The organism is Streptomyces sp. PKA51 (genome assembly GCF_057552455.1).
Genome location: NZ_BAAJPZ010000038.1, coordinates 1 through 21,698, shown reverse-complemented (window position 1 = coordinate 21,698; position 21,698 = coordinate 1). Strand labels below are relative to the sequence as shown.

17 protein-coding genes are annotated in these 21,698 nt (G+C 75.6%); 12 read left to right on the top strand and 5 right to left on the bottom strand.

Annotation, left to right across the window (positions count from 1 at the left end):
- Positions 1-18: 18 nt before the first annotated feature.
- Positions 19-1,263, bottom strand: coding sequence for a helix-turn-helix domain-containing protein (locus AC27L3_RS29090; RefSeq protein WP_487237048.1), 1,245 nt, complete (start codon positions 1,261-1,263; stop codon positions 19-21).
- A 320-nt stretch (positions 1,264-1,583) separates the two neighbouring features.
- On the opposite strand from AC27L3_RS29090, the gene AC27L3_RS29085 reads away from it, so the two are divergent.
- The 3 genes from AC27L3_RS29085 (at position 1,584) to AC27L3_RS29075 (ending at position 5,573) form a co-directional block, all read left to right on the top strand.
- Positions 1,584-2,678, top strand: coding sequence for a YihY/virulence factor BrkB family protein (locus tag AC27L3_RS29085; RefSeq protein WP_487237047.1), 1,095 nt, complete (start codon positions 1,584-1,586; stop codon positions 2,676-2,678).
- Positions 2,679-2,845: 167 nt separating this feature from the next.
- On the top strand, positions 2,846-3,943 hold the full coding sequence (gene rsgA, locus AC27L3_RS29080) for a ribosome small subunit-dependent GTPase A (RefSeq protein WP_487237046.1): 1,098 nt from the start codon (positions 2,846-2,848) through the stop codon (positions 3,941-3,943).
- Positions 3,944-4,112: 169 nt separating this feature from the next.
- On the top strand, positions 4,113-5,573 hold the full coding sequence (locus AC27L3_RS29075; protein ID WP_487237045.1) for a DNA-3-methyladenine glycosylase 2 family protein: 1,461 nt from the start codon (positions 4,113-4,115) through the stop codon (positions 5,571-5,573).
- A 491-nt stretch (positions 5,574-6,064) separates the two neighbouring features.
- Here the strand turns inward: AC27L3_RS29075 and AC27L3_RS29070 are convergent, their stop codons facing one another.
- Positions 6,065-6,730 carry a helix-turn-helix transcriptional regulator gene (locus AC27L3_RS29070; protein WP_487237044.1) on the bottom strand — a complete coding sequence of 222 codons (666 nt, stop codon included), beginning with the start codon at positions 6,728-6,730 and terminating at the stop codon, positions 6,065-6,067.
- A gap of 169 nt (positions 6,731-6,899) precedes the next feature.
- Between AC27L3_RS29070 and AC27L3_RS29065 the strand changes: the two genes are divergently transcribed.
- Together AC27L3_RS29065 and AC27L3_RS29060 are read left to right on the top strand one after the other, a co-directional pair.
- Positions 6,900-8,633 carry a protein phosphatase 2C domain-containing protein gene (locus AC27L3_RS29065; RefSeq protein ID WP_487237043.1) on the top strand — a complete coding sequence of 578 codons (1,734 nt, stop codon included), beginning with the start codon at positions 6,900-6,902 and terminating at the stop codon, positions 8,631-8,633.
- Between the two features lie 246 nt (positions 8,634-8,879).
- Positions 8,880-9,284 carry an ATP-binding protein gene (locus AC27L3_RS29060; protein ID WP_487237042.1) on the top strand — a complete coding sequence of 135 codons (405 nt, stop codon included), beginning with the start codon at positions 8,880-8,882 and terminating at the stop codon, positions 9,282-9,284.
- Between the two features lie 35 nt (positions 9,285-9,319).
- Here the strand turns inward: AC27L3_RS29060 and AC27L3_RS29055 are convergent, their stop codons facing one another.
- Entirely contained in the window at positions 9,320-10,381 is a 1,062-nt protein-coding gene (locus AC27L3_RS29055; protein ID WP_487237041.1) for a DUF2637 domain-containing protein, read from the bottom strand.
- 305 nt (positions 10,382-10,686) lie between these two features.
- On the opposite strand from AC27L3_RS29055, the gene AC27L3_RS29050 reads away from it, so the two are divergent.
- Positions 10,687-11,406: a GntR family transcriptional regulator gene (locus AC27L3_RS29050; protein WP_487237040.1), complete on the top strand. Its 720-nt coding sequence runs from the start codon at positions 10,687-10,689 to the stop codon at positions 11,404-11,406.
- Positions 11,407-11,514: 108 nt separating this feature from the next.
- Here the strand turns inward: AC27L3_RS29050 and AC27L3_RS29045 are convergent, their stop codons facing one another.
- Both AC27L3_RS29045 and AC27L3_RS29040 read right to left on the bottom strand, forming a co-directional pair.
- Positions 11,515-12,339, bottom strand: coding sequence for a hypothetical protein (locus AC27L3_RS29045; RefSeq protein ID WP_487237050.1), 825 nt, complete (start codon positions 12,337-12,339; stop codon positions 11,515-11,517).
- Between the two features lie 191 nt (positions 12,340-12,530).
- Positions 12,531-14,228, bottom strand: coding sequence for a PucR family transcriptional regulator (locus AC27L3_RS29040; protein ID WP_487237049.1), 1,698 nt, complete (start codon positions 14,226-14,228; stop codon positions 12,531-12,533).
- A 230-nt stretch (positions 14,229-14,458) separates the two neighbouring features.
- Here AC27L3_RS29040 and AC27L3_RS29035 point away from each other — a divergent pair, with 230 nt between their 5' ends.
- From AC27L3_RS29035 to AC27L3_RS29010, 6 genes are all read left to right on the top strand, one after another.
- Entirely contained in the window at positions 14,459-15,349 is an 891-nt protein-coding gene (locus AC27L3_RS29035) for an FAD binding domain-containing protein (RefSeq protein WP_487237039.1), read from the top strand.
- A complete protein-coding gene (locus tag AC27L3_RS29030) occupies positions 15,340-15,816 on the top strand; it encodes a (2Fe-2S)-binding protein (RefSeq protein ID WP_487237038.1) in 477 nt (158 codons plus the stop codon). The genes AC27L3_RS29035 and AC27L3_RS29030 overlap by 10 nt, the downstream gene beginning before the upstream one ends.
- Positions 15,817-15,818: 2 nt before the next feature.
- Entirely contained in the window at positions 15,819-18,197 is a 2,379-nt protein-coding gene (gene pucD / locus AC27L3_RS29025) for a xanthine dehydrogenase subunit D (RefSeq protein WP_487237037.1), read from the top strand.
- An 85-nt stretch (positions 18,198-18,282) separates the two neighbouring features.
- The gene (locus AC27L3_RS29020) at positions 18,283-19,743 is read left to right on the top strand and encodes an NCS2 family permease (RefSeq protein ID WP_487237036.1); all 1,461 of its coding nucleotides are present in this window, start codon (positions 18,283-18,285) and stop codon (positions 19,741-19,743) included.
- A 16-nt stretch (positions 19,744-19,759) separates the two neighbouring features.
- Positions 19,760-20,875: an XdhC family protein gene (locus AC27L3_RS29015; protein WP_487237035.1), complete on the top strand. Its 1,116-nt coding sequence runs from the start codon at positions 19,760-19,762 to the stop codon at positions 20,873-20,875.
- Positions 20,876-20,912: 37 nt separating this feature from the next.
- Positions 20,913-21,584 carry a hypothetical protein gene (locus AC27L3_RS29010; RefSeq protein ID WP_487237034.1) on the top strand — a complete coding sequence of 224 codons (672 nt, stop codon included), beginning with the start codon at positions 20,913-20,915 and terminating at the stop codon, positions 21,582-21,584.
- Positions 21,585-21,698 lie beyond the last annotated feature (114 nt).

The window sequence follows — 21,698 nt, the reverse complement described above, 5'->3', positions numbered from 1 at the left end:
ATCGGCTCGCCGCAGGCGCTACGCGCGCCGTGCCGCAACCACCGCCGGGGCCGTCGACGCCGGTAACAGATCCGCCGGATCCGGCGGCAGCCGCAGCTCCACCTCCAGCCCGTCCGCGAACCGGTACGGCCGATGCCCCAGCACACCCCCCAGCGTGCGCCGCAACCGCGACAGTTCCGCCCGCACCGTCACCGTCCGGCTCGCGTCGCCGAACAGGTCCGCCGCGAGCTCCGCCGCCGTGCGTCCCGCGGGGTGCCGTGCCAGCAGGTACAGCAGCTCCGCGTGGCGCGGGCTGAGCTCGTGGGACCAGTGGCCGGACGGGCCGGAGACGGTGACCGTCCAGCAGCGGGCGAGGCGCAGGTCGAGCACGACGCGGCCGGCCGGCGCGTCCGCGTCGCGGGCCTCGTCGAGCCGCAGCAGCCAGCCGTCGGGCAGGGGTTCGACGGAGCAGGGGCCGAGGGTGGGCAACCACGCGGGCCCGGGGCGTACCTCGCGCGGCAGCACGACCCGCCCGACCGGCGGCATGCCGCTGACCGCCGCCGTCCAGCCGTCACGGTCGACGGCCAGGGCCCGTCCGCCGAGCCGGGCGAGCATGGGGGCCGCGACCGAGCGCAGCCGGTCGACGGACTCCCAGTGCCGGGTGCGCAGCTCCGCCTCGGCCACTTTGGCGACGGCCGTCACCAGGGCGAGGGTGGCGGGGTTGAAGGCGGGGGCGGGTCCGCTGACGTTGAGCACGCCCAGCAGCCGCCCGTCGCGCGGGTCGTGCAGGGGGGCGGCGGCGCAGGTCCAGGAGTGGTGGCTGCGCACGTAGTGCTCGGCGGAGTGCACCTGGACGGGGCGGCGCTCGACGAGGGCGAGCCCGATGCCGTTGGTGCCGACCTGTTCCTCCGTCCAGGCGGCGCCCACTTCGAAGCCCAGCCGGTCGGCGCTGCGGCGTACTCCCGCGGTGCCCTCGCGCCACAGCAGCCGTCCGTCGGCGTCGGCGACCACGATCAGGTGATGGACGGCGTCCACCGTCTCGCGCAGGCCCTCGCGCACCTGCGGCAGCAGCCCGGCCAGCTGGGAGGTGTGGCGGCGGTGCTCGATCTCGTCGGGCCCGATCGGCACGGCGGGCCGGCCGGTCTCGGGGTCGACGCCGTGCCGGCGCACGCGGTGCCACGACTCGCCGATCAACGGACGCGGGCGTGCGGGCGGCGCCTGGCCGGCGAGCGTCGCCTCCCACACGGCGGGCAGCTGCCCCGCATCGATTGGTATGCGCTTCACGCTGCAATGGTGCCCGTCGGGGACCCTGCCACGCCGGTGCATCGGCGATATTGCAACGCCGTGCAACCATTGCGGGCGGTCCGCCCCAGGGCGGAAGGTGACGGTGAGCGGCCGGAGGGTGGTGCCGAGTCGGCGCAGCATCACCCTCCGCGGCCCCTCCACCTGCGCCGCCGTACCCCCTCCCGCGCCCGGTCCGCCGGGTGAAGCGAGGTGCCCGCGGCGGATACGGTTAGCGCGTGCAGGCAGCAAAAGAACATTCGGGCCGGCCCGGCCGGCTCCACAGGGCCCGGGCCCTGTACCGGAACGTCTCCAAACGCAGGATGGCCTGGCTGCTCCTGAAGGACACGGTCAACTCCTGCATGGAACACCGGGTCACCGGACTGGCCGCGGAGGCGGCCTTCTTCACCCTGCTGTCGCTGCCGCCGCTCTTCCTCGGCCTGATCGGCCTGCTGCAGTACCTGGACGACTGGACGGGCACCCGCACGATCCCGGGCATCCAGGAGAACATCCTGACGGCCTCGGCCGCCGTGCTCTCGGAGAAGGGCACCCGGCAGATCGCCGAGCCGCTGGTCAGCGAGGTCATCAAGATCGGCCGGCCGGAGATCATGTCGGTGGGCTTCGCCATCGCCCTGTGGTCCGGCTCGCGGGCGGTCAACGTCTTCGTCGACACCATCACGATCATGTACGGGCTGGAGGGCAAGCGCGGCATCATCCGCACCCGGCTGCTGGCCTTCCTGCTCTACCTCGTCGCCCTCGTCGTCGGGGCCGTCGCGCTGCCGCTGATGGTGGTGGGGCCGGAGACGGTCGTCCACCTCGTGCCCTGGAGCGCGGACGTCGTCCGCTTCCTGTACTGGCCGGTGGTCCTCGTGCTGTCGGTCGCCTTCCTGACCACCCTCTACCACGTGTCCGTGCCGGTGCGTTCACCGTGGGCCGAGGACATCCCCGGGGCGTTCGTCGCCCTGACCATGTGGGTGCTCGGCAGCTTCCTGCTGCGCATCTACCTCACCCACACCGTCGAACGCGTCACCATCTACGGCTCGCTGGCCGCGCCCGTCGCCGTCCTGCTGTGGATCGGCGTCTCGGCGTTCGCGGTGCTCGTCGGCGCCGCCGTCAACGCGGCCCTGGACCGCGTGTGGCCCTCCGTCACCACCGCGGCCGCCCGCGCCGAGGTCGACAGGCTGCGCGCGGCCGCCGCGGCCCGCGTGGCCGCCGAGCGGGCCGCCGTCGCGCTGGTGCACGAGATCGACGACGACCCCTTCGAGGAGCCCGAGGACGGCGTGATGGGCCAGGACCGCGAGCCGCCCTCGGAGTTCCCCGAGCGCTGGGCCCAGTTCCTGCCCCCGGAGGACGTCCGCTCCCGGCTCCACAAGCCCGAGAACGGGCCCAAGCACGCCAAGCCCCACCGCAAGAGCTGAGAGGGAGGACGAAAAAACCCTTCGCGGCCGGCGGCACCCGCGCCCTACGATCCGGGTGACCGACCGAGCTCCAACAGGAGGTGAGTACGCAATGGCTGCCGTTGTCACGGGCCCTGCCCGCACTCAGAAGCAGATCCATTCCCCCTCCTTCGATAAGGACCACCACCTTGTCCGAGCTCACCGCCGCCCACCCGCTCGCCCCCTACGGCTGGGACGCGCGCTTCGCTGACGACTTCGCCGCCCACACCGCCGAGGGCCTGGTGCCCGGGCGGATCGTGCGCGTCGACCGCGGCCGCTGCGACCTCGTCGTCGCCGACGGCGACGGCGTCCGCACGGTGCTGGCCGACACCTCCCTGGTCGCCACCGGCGACCCGGTGGCCATCATGTGCACCGGCGACTGGGCCGCCGTCGACCTCGCCGGCGGCTTCGTCCGCGCCCTGCTGCCGCGGCGCACCGCCTTCGTACGGTCCGCTTCCTCCAAGCACTCCAAGGGCCAGATCCTGGCCGCCAACATCGATGCCGCCGTGGTGGCCGTCTCCCTCGCCGCCGAGCTCGACCTCGGCCGGGTGGAGCGGTTCCTCACCCTGGCCTGGGAGAGCGGCGCGGAGCCGCTCGTCGTGCTCAGCAAGGCCGACCTCGTCCCCGACCCGGTCGTCCTCGCGCATCTGATCGCCGACACCGAGACCGCCGCGCCCGGCGTGCAGGTGCTGGCCGTCAGCGCCGAGACCGGCGAGGGCGTCGACGTCCTGGCCGCCGTGCTCGCCGGCCGCACCTCGGTGCTGCTCGGCCAGTCCGGCGCCGGCAAGTCCACCCTCGCCAATGCACTGCTGGGCGCCGAGGTCCAGACGGTGCAGACCGTGCGCGACCGCGACGGCAAGGGCCGGCACACCACCACCACCCGCAACCTGCTGGTCCTGCCCGGCGGGGGCGTCCTCATCGACACCCCCGGACTGCGCGGGGTGGGCCTGTGGGACGCCGAGGGCGGTGTCACCCGGACCTTCACCGAGATCGAGCGGCTGGCCGACCGCTGCCGCTTCCAGGACTGCGCCCACGGCGCCGAGCCGGGCTGCGCGGTACTGGCCGCGGTCGAGGCCGGCGAGCTCCCGCAGCGCCGCCTGGACAGCTACCACAAGCTGCTGCGCGAGAACGCGTGGATCACCTCCCGCACGGACGCCCGGCTGCGGGCGGAGATCCGCCGCGAGTGGAAGCGCAAGCAGGCCGAGGGCCGCATGATGTACGAGCGCAAACGAGGCGCCGCCCACTAGCGCCCCGAAGGGGCGCGGGGAACTGCGCGATCGGCCACCGACGGCCCGCAGCCGACGCACCACCCGCGGCGGCAGCCGCAGCCAGCGGACACGGCCCTCGTCCCTCGGGGCGAGGGCCGTGTCCGATTTCCGCCAGTGTCGTGGGCGCCGGTGGCGCAGACTGGTATGCATGACGGCCGCCGCACCACCGCTCGACGACACCCGCTACCAAGCGGTCCGCAGCCGGGACGCCCGCTTCGACGGAGAGTTCTTCTTCGGAGTGACGAGCACCGGCATCTACTGCCGTCCGAGCTGCCCGGCCGTGACGCCCAAGCGTGCCAACGTGCGCTTCTACCCCTCGGCGGCCGCCGCCCAGCAGGCCGGTTTCCGCGCCTGCCGGCGCTGCCGGCCGGACGCCGCCCCCGGCTCCGCCGCGTGGAACGTCCGCGCCGACCTCGCCGGCCGGGCCATGCGTCTGATCGGTGACGGCGTCGTCGACCGCGAGGGCGTGGCGGGTCTTGCCGCCCGCCTGGGCTACAGCTCCCGCCAGGTCCACCGGCGGCTCACCGAGGAACTGGGTGCCGGCCCCGTCGCCCTCGCCCGCGCCCAGCGCGCCCACACCGCGCGCATCCTGCTGCAGACCACCGGTATGCCCATCACCGAGATCGCCTTCGCGGCCGGCTTCGCGAGCGTACGGCAGTTCAACGACACCGTCCGGGCCGTGTACGACCGTACGCCCAGCGAGCTGCGCGCCGCCCCCGCCCACCGGCACGCCCCCGACGGCGCGGCGGCCGCCGGCATCCCGCTGCGGCTCGCCCATCGCGGCCCCTACGCCGCCGGCCAGGTCTTCGGCTTCCTGGCCCGCCGGGCCGTTCCCGGTGTGGAGGAGGTGCTCGGCCCGCCCGGCGGGCGCACCTACCGCCGTACCCTGCTGCTGCCGTACGGCACCGGCATCGCCGAGGTCGCCGAGCCCGTCCCCGACCGGGAGGCCGGCAACTGGCTCGCGTGCCGGTTGCGCCTGACCGATCCGCGCGACCTGTCGGCCGCCGTGCAGCGCGTACGCCGCCTGTTCGACCTCGACGCCGACCCGTACGCCGTCGCCGAGCACCTCGGCGCCGACCCGCGGCTGCGGCCCCTGGTCACGGCCCGGCCCGGGCTGCGCTCGCCCGGCGCCGCGGACGGCGCCGAGCTGGCCGTGCGCGCCGTCCTCGGCCGGCAGGTCGGTGTCGCCGCCGCGCTGGTCGCCGCCTACGGCAAGCCCCTGGCCGCGCCCGACGGCGGCCTGACCCATCTGTTCCCCGAGCCCGGCGTGCTGGCCGGGGCCCCTCTGGAGGAGACGGGCATGCCCGAGCGGCGCCGGGACACCCTGCGCGCCCTGGCCGCCGCGCTGGCCGACGGCGCCGTCCGGCCGGACCCCGGCGCCGACCGGGAGGAGACCACGCGCGCCCTGCTCGCCCTGCCGGGCGTCGGGGAGTGGACGGCCGGGTACGTGCGCATGCGCGCCCTCGGCGACCCCGACGTCTTCCTGTCCGCCGATGCCGGAGCCCGCCGTGGGCTCGCCGCCCTCGGTGCCGGCCCCGCCGACGCGGACGCCTGGCGCCCCTGGCGCTCGTACGCCCTGCACCACCTGTGGCACCACGGCGCCCCGTAAGGGGCGCCAGGGCTGGTGCGTCGGCCGCGGGCCGTCAGTGGCTTGTCGCGCAGTTCCCCGCGCCCCTGCGGGGCGCTGCACGCCCTAGTTGACAGGTCCGTCGGCCCGTTGCCGCTCACCGGCGCGCCCGGTAGGGGCGCGGGGAACTGCGCGACGAGCCACGACGCGCCCGCAGACGGAGTTGCCGTGCTGCGCCCGGGCCCCGGGGTGGCACGTCGGTTGCGGGCCGTCGGTGGTCGATCGCGCCCACGCGGCGGCAGCCGCAGATCGACACTGCCTAGCGCCCCTACGGGGGCGGCACTGCATGACCATTGCCGCTCACCGGCCCGCCCGGTAGGGGCGCGGGGAACTGCGCGACCAGCCACAACGCGCCCGCAGATGGACTGCCGTGCCGCACCCGCCCACGCGGCGGCAGCCGCAGGTCGACACTGCCCCGCGCCCCCTACGGGGCGCCGGCCCTCGCACGCCGCCGGGAGCGGCGCCCTGACGGCCTACGCCGGCGGCCCGGACCGCTCGGCCGGTCCCCGGCCGGGGCGGACGGCCCAGCCGCGTTCGGCGGCGTACCAGCCCAGTTGCAGGCGGGTGGTCACGCCCGCCAGTTCCATCAGCCGCTTCACGCGCCGCTGCACGGTGCGCAGGCCCAGCCCCAGCTGTTTGGCGACGCTCGCGTCCGTCAGCCCCTCCAGCAGCAGCCCCAGCACGGCGAGGTCCGTGGGGCCGGGGACGACGGGCCGGTCGTGGGCGTCGTCCGCGCGCGGCGGCCGCCCGGCCCGCCAGGCGTCCTCGAACAGGCCGACGAGCCGGTCCAGCAGGGGACCGCCGCGCACGAACAGCGCGGCCGCGGCCGCGTCCCCGGTGGCCAGCCGCACCAGCGCGGCACTGCGGTCGGCTATGACCACCTCCGCCGGTACCCGGTCGACGACCCGCAACCGCCCGGCGTCCTGCGGCACGTGCACCGCCGTGGCGTCCACCACGATCCGCCGGGGCACCGGGCCACCTCCCCCTCCCGTCGGCTCGTCCGTCAACATGCTGCGTCCATCGGTCACCATGGCGCACAGTTCGTTGACGGCACTCGAGCGCAGTCCCAGCAGCCGCCGGACGACCGCGTCCGCACCCGTCACCACCTCCACCGCACCCGCCCGTACAGGCCGTGCCACCGGGCATTCCCCGTGCGGCGCCTGCCGGACGGCACCCCCACCCACCGAATCGAGCACGTGACTTCCCTCCCCGTCCCCGGAATCGTCCTCACGACGTGCGGACATCATCCCTGGGGTGGTGTTCGCCGTGCACTCTTCCCGTATGCCCCGCAGTGTGGACAATAAGGGCATGAGTCAGCAGGGGGACCAGCACGCCGAACAAGAGGACGCCTGGTGGCGCGAGTTGTACGGCCGGAGCGAGTCCGACACCGGGGGCTGCCCGGGCGGCGACAGCCTCGACGAGCGCTTCTCCTCCGCCTCGGCCGTGGTCGGCCCGGAGCCGTTGCGCCCGAGAGCGGAACCGAGGAGGCCCGCGCCCGAGCGCGGCGGGCCCCCGCGGCCCGGGCCCCGGCGCGGGGGGCCGGCCGACGAGCCGCCCGCACCGCCGACCGTGGCCGCCACCGGGCTCTCGCCCGCCCTGGCCGGCGGGGTGCCGCGGCAGACCAAGCGCTGGGCCGGTCCGAGCAACGGATCCCTGCCCGTTCCCGCCGCCTCCCGGCACCGGCCGCCGCCCGCCCCGCCCGAGCCCGGGGCAGGGCCGCCCGCGGACGCCGAGGAGCGGCCGGAGGCCCCGCCGCCCCCCGACCCCCGCACGCGGGTCTCGCCCCCGCCGCCCCCGCCCCTGCCGGCGCCTCGTGAGGCCGCCGCCGCGGCGGAGCCCGCCGGGCCGCCGGCCGAGGTCGCGCGGATCGCCGAGGCCACGGAGGTGACCAAGGCGACCGAGGTGCCCGGCGGCCGGGACGTGCCCGAGGTGCCGGAGGCGGCCGACGTACGGGACGTGCTCGACGTACGGGCCGTGCGCGACGTCTCCGCGACCGCGGCCGGCCTGCGCTCCGGCGGGGTGCCCGGGGTGCCCGAACCGGAGCCCGTCCTGCGCTCGCGCAACGGCACCCGGCTGCGCGCCGCCGAGTTCGTCGGCCGCCGCCCCCCGACGTACGACCCCGAGCCGACCTGCTGGCCGCAGGCCGACGCCGGAGCCCTGGAGGACCTCGTCCCCGACACCGTCCTGGACGGCGCCCGCTACGGCACGATGACCCTGCGGGCGGCCTCCCTGCGCGGCGACTCCGCGCGTTTCCGCGGCGAACCGCGCCGCGACGCCCTGCTGACCGCCCGGTTCGGCAGCGGCGAGGCGGCCCTGCTGCTGGTGGCGACGGCCAGCGGCGCCCGGGCGGCGGAGGGCGCCCACCGCGCGGCCCGCGAGGTCTGCCAGTGGCTGGCCGGCGCCGTCGGCCGCAGCCACCCCCGGCTCGTCGAGGACCTCCGTGCCGGCCGCCGCGACGAGCTGAAGGCCGGCCTGCACCGGCTCACCGACCGCACCTACGGGCGGCTGCGCACGCGTGCGGCCGAACTCGGCCTGCCCTCCACCGAGTACACCGCGGCCCTGCGCTGCCTGCTGCTGCCCACCGACGTGCGCTGCCGCACCCGCCTGTTCTTCGGCGTCGGCCCGGGCGGGCTGTTCCGACTGCGCGAGGGGGCCTGGCAGGACCTGGACCCCGAGCCGCACGAGGCGGACCCGGTGGCGACCGGGGCGGACCCGCTGTCCGGCTACGACGCCGCCGACCGCCTCACCGTCGACCTGGGCATCCAGACCCCCGGCACCGCCCCCGTCATCGACCCGGCCGAGGTGCCGGGCGAGCCCTTCCGCTTCCGGGCCTCCATCGCCCGCCCCGGCGACGCGCTGCTGCTGTGCACCGCCGGCCTGGCCGACCCCTTCCGCGGCGAGGCCGAACTCGGCGTGCGCCTGGCCGAGCGCTGGGCGGGCAGCACCGAACCCCCGGGCCTCGCGGAGTTCCTCGCCGACGTCCAGTTGCGGGTCAAGGGCTACGCCGACGACCGCACCGCCTGCGCCGTCTGGGAGGAATGAAGAACACCTCGTGAATTCCGGCCCATTAACCCGGTTGATGCGTCAACAGGAGTTGTTTCCCCTGGCACGGGGCATGCATTGCCGTGAACGTGTTCGATGGCCGGGGAGGGGTCGGGGCGGCGAGGGATGAAGCGGCGGACTGCACACTGGGCGGGCGCGCACGGGCGCGGGGGCAGGCAAGGAGCCGCGGGAGAGGGGATATCCGAGGGGGCGGGGGAGGAATCCGGGCCGTCGTGGGAAAGACGATTGCGCCCCCATGAACTCGGCGCCGTCCGGGAGGTGCGCGCCGGGCTGCGCGCCCTGCTCGCCGGCCGGGCCGACTCCGAACTGGCCGGGACGGCCGAGCTGCTGGCCAGCGAGCTCGTCACCAATGCCCTGGTGCACACCGACGGCGCCGCCGTGTTCACCGCCCGCCTGACCGGCGGGCGGCTGCACGTCGCCGTGCGGGACTTCCTCTCCCGCCCGCCGGCTGCGGTCACCGGCCCGGCGGCGTGGACGGCGGACGCCTCACCCGAGGCCGGGCCCGCCACCTCCGGGCGGGGGCTGCTGCTCGTCGACTGCCTCGCCGACGCCTGGGGCGTGCGGCGGCACGCCGTCGGCAAGGCCGTCTGGTTCGTCCTCGACCCGGCGCTGCACGCGAAAGAGCCCTGAGCCGGTCGCACGCGACGGCTCAGGGCGGACGAGCGTCAGCCGAACTGCCGCTCGATCTGCGCGAGTTTCGCCTCCAGGGAATCGAGCCGCGGAATGGCCTGTGTGTCGTCCTCCGCGGTGAGGTCGATGGGGTCGGACCTGCCGGCGACCTGCTGCCGGGAACGGGGGCGTAGCGGAAGGTGGTCCTCGTCGACTATGGAGGGCTCCGCCCCCGCCTGGGAGCCGATCTGGGCCGGTTGCGGGGCCGCCGGCATGGCCGGGCCGGTCATCTCGACCTGCCGGCCGCCACGCGTCCTGCCCCACACACGGTACTGCTGCCCGTACGCCTTGAGCCGGGCCCGCTCCAGCTTGCCCGCCTCCCGGCGGCGCATCCGGTGCTGGGCGCGCTGGCGCTTGTCCTCGCGGACCTCCTCCACGGCCTCGTCCAGTGTGCGCACGCCCTCCAGGAGCATGAGCGACCAGGCCCCGAAGGTCTCGCGCGGCGCCCGCAGCCATCGCACTATCCGGATCTGCGGCAGCGGGCGGGGCACCAGTCCCTGCTCGCGCAGCGCGGCCCGGCGGGTCTGCTTGAGCGCCCGGTCGAAGAGCACGGCCGCCGACAGCGACATGCCGGCGAAGAACTGCGGCGCCCCCGCGTGGTCCAGGCCCCTGGGCGCGTGCACCCAGTTGAACCAGGCGGCGGCCCCCGCGAACGTCCACACCAGCATGCGCGAGCCGAGGGCCGCGTCACCGTGGCTCGCCTCGCGCACCGCCAGCACCGAGCAGAACATCGCGGCGCCGTCCAGGCCGAACGGCACCAGGTACTCCCAGCCGTCCTTCAGTCCCAGGTTCTGCTGGCCGAAGCCGACCAGGCCGTGGAAGGAGAGGGCCGCCGCGACCGCGGCGCAGCAGAAGAGAAGGACGTAGGAGGCGATGCCGTAGACGGCCTCCTTGCGGCGTCTGCGCTCCTCGTTGCGCTCCCAGGAGTCCGTGCCGGCCGCCGTGTCCTCCCGGCCGGGCTGCCGGCCGCGCGCGTACACCGTCACCGCCACCACTGCCCCGATGAGCGCAACGGCACTGGGGAGCGCCCAATTCAGCGGTATGTCGGTCACTCTCATCTTGCTTCCCTTGCATGCAGTACGGCGATTCGCGCGCCATCCTGACGGAATCCCGCTCGCTGCCAAGGGGTTTCACGGCAACTCCCCGCGAATGGACGGCAAGGATATACGGAGAGCGACGAGAGAATTCGAACGGGCGGGCCGGGTAAGGGAATTGTGTTCTCGCCAATCCACTCGATCGGGTGGCGTGGGCGAGGTGTGGCACCGATCGTTCATAGGCAAGCCTTGCCTTAGTGAGCGGGGTCCGGGGTTTGACCTGCGGGACAGGCCGCCTATGGTTCCGGGTGAACACAGGAGGAACCCCCATGGAGCAGGGCAGACCCCGCAGCCCCCTGGCACGCCCCCGGGCCGACGTGCCGGCCGCACGGGGGGAGCACACGCACGACGAGAGCGAGTACGCCTACGGGCCGCGCCGCATGCCGCAGCGCTACTCCGTGCGCGGCCAGGTCCTCGACGCCCTGCGCAGGGCACTGGTCGCCGGCGAGCTCGCGCCCGGCGAGGTCTACTCCGGCCCCGCCCTCGCCGAACGCTTCGGCGTCTCCGCCACACCCGTCCGCGAAGCCATGCAGCAGCTGGCCCTCGAAGGCGCCGTCGAGGTCGTGCCCAACCGCGGCTTCCGCGTCACCAGCCGCAGCCCCCGCGACCTCGCCGAGCTCGGCGAGGTCCGGGCCCTGCTCGAGGTGCCCGTCCTCCTCCGCCTCGCCCGCACCGTGCCCGCCCGCCGCTGGCACGACCTGCGCCCCCTCGCCGAGGCCGGCGTACGAGCGGCGGCGACCGGCGACCGGGCCGCGTACGCGGAAGCCGACCGGGCCTTCCACGCGGGCGTCCTGGAGCTCACCGGCAACCGGCAGCTCGTGGCGGTGGCCGCCGAGGTGCACCGGCGGGCCCAGTGCCCGGCGGGGGCCCGGGCGCTGGTCGCGGACGCGGCGGAGCACGTCCAGCTCCTCGACGCGCTGGCCGCACAGGACTTCGCGGCGGTCGAGACCCTGGCGACGCGCCACTGCGGCGGCCCTGCGGGCGGCTGACCCCCCACCCCGCCCCTTCCCGAAACCGGGGGCAAGCCCCCGGGCCCCCGGAACGGGCCGGGGCCCGGGGCGGAGCCCCGGGAAACGGAGAAAGGGCGGGACCGGGGCTCAGCCCGCCGCAGGCGCACCCGCCGCGCCCAGCTGGTCCGCCAGCCACGTCGGCACGCCGCCCAGGAGGCGCACCAGCCGCCGCGCCTCCTCGCGGAGCCGTCGCGCCTCCGTCTCGTCCTGCGTGACCGCCGCCAGCGACGCGAGCGCCGGCGCGATCCCCACCAGGTATCCCAGCTCCTCCCTGATCCGTAGCGACTCCGCGAACCCGTGCCGGGCCTGTTCGTGTCGTCCGTCGTGCTCGGCCATGGCCGCCAGGTGCCGCCAGGTGGCGGAGAGCAGCAGCCGGTGGCCGTGGGCGGCGGCGCCCGCGTGGGCGCGTTCGAAGGCGGCGGTGGCGTCGGAGGGGTTGTCGGACAGGTGCTGGGCGATCAGGCCGCGCCGGAAGTCGAGCAGGGGCCGGGTGGGCGAGCCCGGGGGCAGGAGGGCGGCGGCCCGGCCGAGGGCGGAGCGGGCCTCGTCGGCCCGGTCGCGCACGCCGAGCAGGGTGGCCGCGTAGGCGAGGTGGCCGCGTTCGCAGGCGGCGGCGCCGCGTTCCTCGTCGCCGGCGGCGAGGGCCTCGGCGGCGCGCAGGGAGTCCTCGGCGGGTTCCCAGCCGTCGGCGGTGTAGAGGCACTGTTCGACGAGGACGGCCGTGCGGTGCAGGGCGGCGGCCGGGTCGGTGGTGGCGGTGGGGGTGAGGAGTTCGGCGGCGTCGTGCCAGCAGGCGCGGGAGCGCAGCCGCCAGACGGCCCGGTCGAGGGGTTCGTCCGCCTGGGGGCCGGGTGCTGCTCCGGACGCTTTGCCCGCCGGCCTTCGTTGCTTCGACAACCCCGCGTTCCGCATGGCGGTTTCCGCCACAGTGCCCTCCCCAAAGCGCGCCGTCGAGCCGGAAGCCTGCTCCGATCTCAGCACGCGGACCCCGGCGCGGCCAAGGGTCCGGTGTGAAGGAATTCACAAACCCACGGAGCGGGCAGGGGCACCTTACCGAAGACCCCCGCATGTGAGCGGGGGTCCCGGTCGGATGAGCGCCGTGGCTAGCTCATGCGCAGGGCGAGGAAGAAGTCGAGCTTGTCCTCCAGGCGGGACAGGTCGCGTCCCGTCAGCTGCTCGATGCGCCCCACCCGGTACCGCAGCGTGTTGACGTGCAGGTGCAGCCGGGTCGCGCAGCGGGTCCAGGAGCCGTCGCAGTCGAGGAACGCCTCCAGCGTGGGGATGAGCTCCGCCCGGTGGCGCCGGTCGTAGTCGCGCAGGGGGTCCAGCAGCCGGGCGGTGAAGGCGCGGCGCACGTCGTCGGGGACGAACGGCAGCAGCAGCACATGGGAGGCCAGCTCCTGGTGGCCGGCGGCGCACACCCGGCCGGGCCGGGCGGCGGCGACGCGGCGGGCGTGCCGGGCCTCCTCCAGGGCGCCGCGCAGGCCCTCGGCGGAGTGCACGGCGGCGCTGACGCCGAAGGTCAGGCGCCCGTCGCCGTCCAGGCCGCGGGCGAGCGGGTCGCGCACGGCGGCGAGCAGCGCGTCGGCGTGCAGGCCGGCGGAGGCGTCGAGGCCGGTGGCGGGGGTGCCGTCGGCCGCCACGGGGGAGACGGCGGGCAGCGGGACGAGGGCCACCGCCTCATCACCCGTGTGGGCGACGGCGATGCGGTCGGACGGCTCCGGCCCGGTGGTGCCGGGGTCGACCAGGACCTCCTCCAGCAGGGACTGGGCCACGGGGCCGCCGGGGATGTCCGCGCCCTCCCACTCCACGCGGGCGACGACGACCTGCCAGTGCGGGGCCGTGCCCAGGCCCGGCAGCAGCACGGGGGCCGCCACCCGCAGGCGGGCGGCGATCTCGGCGGGCGCGGCGCCGGCCTGGACGAGCTCCAGGACCTCCTGGGCCAGGCGGCGGCGCACCGTGCGGGCGGCGTCGCGCCGCTCGCGCTCGACGGCGATGAGCTGGGTGACGCCCTGCAGCAGGTCGAGGCGCTCCTCGGGCCAGTCGCCGGCGTCGGCCTCGACGGCCAGCAGCCAGTCGGACAGCAGGGTCTCGCGGGTGTCGGCGGGTGCGGGGCGGGTGTCGCCGGCGATGGGGAAGAGGGAGTAGGTGGTGCCGCCCACCGTCACCCGGTGCGGGCCGGGCCGGCCGCCGCGCGCGGCGGCCAGGTGCTCGCCGGCCAGGGCGGCCCCGGCGGTCGGCGGCAGGCCGGGGCCGGCGTCGGCGAGGGAGGAGCCGGCGATGCGCCGTCCGGTGGGGGAGAGCACCCAGGCGCGCAGGTCCAGGTCGGAGCCGAGCAGGTCCAGGACGACCTCGGGGCCGCCGCCCGCGGGGCCGCCGGTCATCAGCCGGCGGTGCCGGTCGACGACGGCGGCCAGGTCCCCGGCCCGCTCGCTGGAGACCTGCCGCACGACGTGCTCGGTGATGGAGGCGAAGGACACCGTCTCGTCGACGGAGAACAGCGGCAGCCGGTGGCGGTCGCAGGCCTCGATCAGGTCGTCGGGGGTGGAGGCGATCTCCGCCTCGCCCGCGGCGAGCCCGGCCACCCCGGCGGCGGTCAGGATGCGCACGAACCGCTCCGAGTCCGCGGGCTCGCGCCGCCAGGCCAGGCCCGTGAGGACCAGTTCCCCGCCGGAGAGGTACCGGCTGGGGTCGCGCAGGTCGGTGGTCATCACGCCGCGCACCGTGCGGTCGAGCTCGTCCTCGCCGCCGAGCAGCCTCAGGCCCAGCGCCTCGGTCTCCAGGAGTGCGCGCAGCCGCATCGTCTCGTCGCCGCCGATCTGTCTTCTTGTCACCAGTGGAATGCAGTGAGGTTTCCGAACCCCGTCTTTCGTTCGAATCTACAAGACGCTGCGCCCGACCAGCCAACCGCTTCATGGTTTCGGTGACTGCACCCGCCCGCCCGGCCCTCGCTGTACTGGCTGCACGTGGCTCCATCCGGCTCCATCCCGCTCCATCCCGCTCCATTCGGCTCCACGAGAAGAGACCGCCCATGGACTTCCTGCGCCCCGCGAGCTGGGAGGAGGCGCTGGCCGCGAAGGCCGCCCACCCCTCGGCCGTGCCGGTGGCGGGCGGCACGGACGTGATGGTCGAGATCAACTTCGACCACCGCCGGCCGGCACACCTGCTCGACCTCGGCCGCATCGGCGAGCTCCACGACTGGCAGGACGAAGGGACGTACGTACGCCTCGGCGCCGCCGTCCCCTACGCGCGGATCATCGACGAGCTCGCCGACCCGCTGCCCGGCCTCGCCCTGGCCGCCCGTACCGTCGGCTCCCCCCAGATCCGCAACCGCGGCAGCGTCGGCGGCAACCTCGGCGCCGCCTCCCCGGCCGGCGACAGCCACCCGCCGCTGCTCGCCGCGGGCGCCGAGGTGGAGGCCGCGTCCGTGCGGGGGGTGCGGCTGATCCCCGTCGAGGAGTTCTACACCGGCGTCAAGCGCAACGCCCTCGCCCCCGACGAGCTGGTGCGGGCCGTGCGCGTGCGCAAGGCCGCCGGCCCCCAGCAGTTCTCCAAGGTCGGCACCCGCAATGCGATGGTCATCGCCGTCTGCGCGTTCGCCCTCGCCCTGCACCCCGACCGCCGCACGGTGCGCACCGGCATCGGCTCGGCGGCGCCCACGCCCGTACGGGCCCGCGCCGCCGAGGAGTTCCTCGCCGCGGCCCTGGCCGAGGAGGGTCTGTGGGAGTCCGGCGCGGCCGTGCCGGAGGCGGTGGCGCGCCGGTTCGCCGATCTCGCGGCCGGCGCCTGCAACCCGATCGACGACGTGCGCGGCAGCGCCGCGTACCGCCGGCACGCCGTCGCCGTCATGGCCCGCCGCACGCTCGGCTGGGCCTGGGACGCCTACCGGCGGGGCGAAGGGAGGGCGGCACGGTGCGCGTGACGTTCACCGTCAACGGCCGCGAGCGGCAGGCCGACGACGTCTGGGAGGGCGAGAGCCTGCTGTACGTGCTGCGCGAACGGCTCGGCCTGCCCGGCTCGAAGAACGCCTGCGAACAGGGCGAGTGCGGCTCGTGCACCGTCCGCCTGGACGGCGTGCCCGTGTGCGCCTGCCTGGTGGCGGCCGGCCAGGCCGAGGGCCGCGACGTCGTCACCGTCGAGGGCCTCGCCACGACCGAGGGCGAACTCGGCCCCGTGCAGCAGGCGTTCGTCGACGCCGGCGCCGTCCAGTGCGGCTTTTGCACCCCCGGCCTGCTCGTCGCCGCCGACGACCTGCTGACCCGCGACCCCGACCCCTCCGACGCCGACATCCGCGAGGCCCTCTCCGGCAACCTCTGCCGCTGCACCGGTTACGAGAAGATCCTCGATGCCGTGCGCCTGGCCGCCGCCCGCACCGGAAAGGCCCCGTGAGCATGCGCGAGACCACTTCCGCCGGCCCGACCCGGGGCAGCAGCACCCGGGGCGGCATCGGCGAGTCCACCCTGCGCCCGGACGGCACGCTCAAGGTCACCGGCGAGTTCGCCTACGCCTCCGACCTGTGGCACGAGGACATGCTCTGGGGTCAGACCCTGCGCAGCCCCCACGCCCACGCCCGCATCCGCTCCCTGGACGTCTCCGCCGCCCTCGCCACGCCGGGCGTCCACGCCGTCATGACCTGCGCCGACCTGCCCGCCGCCACCCGCTACGGGCTGGAGATCCGCGACACCCCGGTCCTCGCCGACGGCGTCGTGCGCCACCACGGCGAGCCCGTCGCCCTGGTCGCCGCCGACCACCCCGAGACGGCCCGCCGCGCCGCCGCGAAGATCGTCGTCGACTACGAGCCCCTGCCCGTCGTCACCGACGAGCGCAGCGCCACCGCCCCCGGCGCCCCCGTCCTGCACCCCGGCCGCACCGACGCCCACGCCCGCCATGTGCCGCACCCCAACGTCGTCCACCGCCAGCCGGTCGTGCGCGGCGACGTCGCGGCCGTCGAGGCGCTCGCGGACGCCGTCGTCACCGGCGACTACGAGGTGGGCATGCAGGACCAGGCGTTCCTCGGCCCCGAGTCGGGCCTGGCCGTCCCCGCCGCGGACGGGGGCGTCGACCTGTACATCGCCACCCAGTGGCTGCACGCCGACCTCCGCCAGATCGCGCCCGTCCTCGGCCTGCCCGAGGAGAAGGTCCGCATGACCCTCTCCGGCGTCGGCGGCGCCTTCGGCGGCCGCGAGGACCTGTCCATGCAGGCCCACGCCTGCCTGCTGGCCCTGCGCACCGGCCGGCCCGTGAAGATGGTCTACAACCGCTTCGAGTCCTTCTTCGGCCACGTCCACCGCCACCCCGCCCGCCTGCACTACGAGCACGGCGCCACCCGCGACGGCAGGCTGCTCTACGTCCGCGCCCGCATCGTCCTCGACGGCGGTGCCTACGCCTCCTCCTCCCCGGCCGTCGTCGGCAACGCCGCCTCCCTGGCCGTCGGCCCCTACGACGTCGCCCACGTCGACGTCGAGGCCCTCGCCCTCTACACCAACAACCCGCCCTGCGGCGCCATGCGCGGCTTCGGCGCCGTCCAGGCGTGCTTCGCCTACGAGGCGCAGATGGACCGGCTCGCGGCCGAACTCGGCATGGACCCGGTCGAGTTCCGCCGCCGCAACGCCATGTCCCAGGGCTCGGTCATGCCCACCGGCCAGGTCGTCGACGCGCCCGCCCCCGTCGCCGAACTCCTGCGCCGCGTCAAGGCGATGCCCCTGCCGCCCGAGCGGCAGTGGGAGAGCGCCGGCGGCGCCGCCGACCTGCGGGCCCTGCCCGGCGGGCTGTCCAACACCACTCACGGCGAGGGCGTCGTCCGCGGCGTCGGCTACGCCGTCGGCATCAAGAACGTCGGCTTCTCCGAGGGCTTCGACGACTACTCCACCGCCCGCGTGCACCTGCAAATCGACGGCGGCGAGGCGGTGGCCACCGTGCACACCGCCATGGCCGAGGTCGGCCAGGGCGGGGTGACCGTCCACGCGCAGATCGTGCGCACCGAACTCGGCGTCGACCGCGTCACCCTGCGCCCCGCCGACACCCGCATCGGCTCGGCCGGCTCCACCTCGGCCTCGCGGCAGACGTACGTGACCGGCGGCGCCGTCAAGCGCGCCTGCGAGGAGGTCCGCGCGAAGGTGCTGGCCCTCGGCCGGGCCCGGCTGGGCACGTACCACCCGGCCTGGGAGACCGCCGAACTGCTGCTGGAGGACGGCAAGGTCGTCACCGACGCCGGCGAGGTCCTCGCCTCCCTCGCCGACGTCCTGGGCGAGGAGGGCGTCGACGCCGAGGTCGAGTGGCGCCACCGCCCCACCGAGCCCTTCGACCTGCGCACCGGCCAGGGCCGCGGGCACGTGCAGTACTCCTTCGCCGCCCACCGGGCCGTCGTCGAGGTCGACACCGAACTCGGCCTGGTCAAGGTCGTGGAGCTGGCCTGCGCCCAGGACGTCGGCAAGGCCCTCAACCCGCTGTCGGTGGCCGGCCAGATCCAGGGCGGCACCACCCAGGGCCTGGGCCTGGCCCTCATGGAGGAGATCGTCGTCGACCCGGCGACCGCCAGGGTCCGCAATCCCTCCTTCACCGACTACCTCATCCCCACCATTCTCGACACCCCGGCCATCCCCCTCGACGTCCTCGAACTGGCCGACACCCACGCCCCCTACGGGCTGCGCGGGGTGGGGGAGGCCCCCACGCTCTCCTCCACGCCCGCCGTCGTGGCGGCCGTCCGCCAGGCCACGGGCCTGGCCCTGACCCGCGTACCCCTGCGACCGGAGCACCTCACCGGCACCTGAACCCCCCGCCCCCGCATCCACCGTCTCGGGCCGTCCCCCGGGCCGGGTCGTGCAGCCCCCACCGGACATCCCTGGAGCAGGCACCATGACCCATGCACCCGTGCAACCGGACGGCCTGGCCGACCGGGCGGGCCCCCGCCCGCGCCCGCCCGCCGGACGGTCCCGGCTCGACCGGTACTTCCGCATCGGCGAACGGGGCTCGACGCCCGCGCGCGAGGTGCGCGGCGGCGTGACGACCTTCATGGCCATGAGCTACATCCTGCTGCTCAACCCCCTGATCCTCTCCGGACCCGACGCCGAGCGGCACACCCTCGCCCGCACCGCCCTGATCACCGCCACCGCCCTCGCCGCCGCGGTGTCCACCCTGCTCATGGGCCTCGTCGGCCGGGTGCCGCTCGCCCTGGCCGCGGGCCTGGGCGTCTCCGGCGTCGTCTCCACCCAGGTCGCCACGCACATGACCTGGCCGCAGACCATGGGCCTGTGCGTGGTCTACGGCGTGGTGATCATGCTGCTGGTCCTCACCGGGCTGCGCGAGCGCGTCATGAACGCCATCCCGCTCGCGCTCAAGCACGCCATCACCATCGGCATCGGCATGTTCATCGCCCTCGTCGGCCTGGTGAAGGCCGGCTTCGTGCACGCCGCCAAGGCCGGCGGCCCGGTCACCCTCGGGCCGGCCGGCGAACTGGCCGGCTGGCCCGTCCTGCTGTTCTGCGTCACCCTGCTGCTGATCTTCGTGCTGCAGGCGCGCGAGGTGCCCGGCGCCATCCTCATCGGCATCGTCTGCGGCACCGTCCTCGCCGTCGTCGTCGACGCCGTCTTCCACCCCGGCCCGCGCGCCTGGCAGAACGGCGCCCCCACGCTCGACGGCGGCGCCGTCTCGCTGCCCGACTTCTCCCTCCTGGGCCGCGTCGAGTTCGGCGGCTGGGCCGAGGTGGGCGGCGTCACCGTCGCCATGACCGTCTTCACGCTCGTCCTGGCCGGCTTCTTCGACGCGATGGCCACCATCATCGGCGTCGGTACGGAGGCCGGGCTCGCCGACGAGCGCGGCCGGATGCCCGGACTGAGCCGGGCCCTGCTGGTCGACGGCGCCGGCGGGGCCGTCGGGGGCCTCGCCGGCGCCTCCGGGCAGACCGTCTTCGTCGAGTCCGCCACGGGCGTGGGCGAGGGCGCGCGCACCGGCCTGTCCTCGGTCGTGACGGGCCTGCTGTTCGCGGCCTGCCTGTTCCTCACCCCGCTCACCCGCATCGTGCCGGGCGAGATCGCCGCCGCGGCCCTCGTCGTCATCGGCGCCATGATGACGACCCACGCCCGGCACATCGACTGGGCCGATCGAGCCGTCGCCGTCCCGGTCTTCCTCACCGCCGTCCTCATGCCGTTCACCTACTCCATCACCGTGGGCGTGGGCGGCGGCGTCATCGCGTACACCGTCATCAAGGCCGCGCAGGGCAGGTGGCGCGAGCCGGGCGCCTTCATGTGGGTGCTCACCGCCGTCTTCGCCGGCTACTTCGCCCTGCACCCCATCGAGCAGTGGCTCGGCGTCACGTGAGGAGCGTGCGACCACCGTGCTGGAACTGGCCGAGGAACTCGCCCGCTGGAGCGCGCAGGGCCGCGACTTCGCCGTGGCCACGGTCGCGGGCGTACGCGGCAGTGCCCCCCGCCCGCTGGGCGCGGCCCTGGCCGTCGCCGCGGACGGCACGGCCGCCGGATCGGTCTCCGGCGGCTGCGTGGAGGGCGCCGTCTACGAGCTGTGCCGCGAGGCCCTGACGGGTCGGCAGCCGGTGCTGGAACGATTCGGCTACTCCGCCGAGGACGCCTTCGCCGTCGGCCTGACCTGCGGCGGCGAGCTCGACGTGCTCGTCGCGCCCGCCGACCCGGTGACCACGGCGGCCGTCCGCGCGGCGGCGGACGGCGCGAGCGTGGCACTGGTCCGCCTCCTGACCGGCCCGCCCGGCCTGCTCGGCCGGGCCGTGCTCGTCACACAGGACGGCACGTACGAAGGCGGCCTGGGCGGCGGCGAGGCACTGGACGCCACGGCCGTCCGCGAGGCCCGCGCCCTGCTGCACGCCGGCCGCACCGGCCTCGTCGAGGTCGGGGCCGACGGCGCCCGCTGCGGGGAGACCGTCCGGCTGCTGGTCGAGTGCCGCGTCCCGCCGCCGCGGATGCTCGTCTTCGGCGCGATCGACTTCGCCGCGGCGCTCGTGCGCGCCGGCAAGTTCCTCGGCCACCACGTCACCGTGTGCGACGCGCGGCCCGTCTTCGCCACCCCCGCACGCTTCCCCGAGGCCGACGAGGTGGTCGCCGACTGGCCCCACCGCTACCTGGAACGCCAGCAGCTGGACGCGCGCACGGTGGTGTGCGTGCTGACCCACGACGCCAAGTTCGACATCCCGCTGCTCGAACGCGCCCTGCGGCTGCCGATCGCCTACGTCGGCGCGATGGGCTCGCGCCGCACCCACGCCACCCGCCTCGCCCGGCTGCGCGCAGCGGGCCTGACCGACGCCGAACTGGCCCGCCTGCACTCCCCGATCGGCCTCGACCTGGGCGCCCGCACCCCCGAGGAGACCGCCCTGTCCATCGCCGCCGAGATCGTCGCCGTACGGCACGGCGGCTCCGGCGCCCCCCTGACGGCCGGGACCATGCCGATCCACCCCGATGCGCAGGACCTGGTGCGTACTTAGGCTGAGCCTGTTCAGTACCAGGGGGGAGGGGCCGGAAATGAGCCGGTGGCTTGCGGTGTGCCTGCGCGTGGTGGTCCTGGCGGTCGCCGTCCTCGGCCTCGTCCGGGCCACCTCGTGGGCGGGGGAGGCGTACCACGACCGCGTCGCGTACCGCGAGGCGCCCGCGTGCGCCGGTGCGCATGCCGAGGACGACTGCGTCGCGCAGGTGACGGGCGAAGTCGTGGACAAGGGCATCAGAGGATGCCCCGGAGAGGAGTGCCACGAGGACCACCGCCTGCGCATCCGCCACGGCGGGGAGACCACCTGGCTGAGCGTCGACCCGCAGACCTTCGAGGCGGCACACGTCCACGCCCCCGCCGACCTGCGCATATGGCAGGGCACCGTCACCAGCGTCGCGGTCGGCGGCCACACCACCCGCCTGCTGCCCGACTCCGGCAGCTCGCTGCTGTGGCGGCTCGCCGCCTGCTGGCTCCTGCTCGGGGTCGCGGTGTTCGCCACGACGGTGCCGCGCCGGCCGCCTGCGGGCTTCCTCGCCACGGGCTGGCTGCTGCTGACGCCCTGCGCCGTCGTCGTCGCGGACAGCGTCCTGCTCGGCACGGTCGGCGCGGGCGACGTGGTCTTCGGCGCCCTCCTGGCCGTCCCGGCCGCACTGGTGGGCATCCTGGGCCCCCGCATCGCCAGGGCCCGCGCGGGGCAACGCGGCTCCTAGGGCGCGGGGCTTCGCCCGGGCCTGGGGGTGGCGCGTCGACTGCGGGCCGTCGGTGGCCGTTCGCGCAGTTCCCCGCGCCCCTATGGGGCGCCGTGGCTGGTGCAGTGCCCCGTC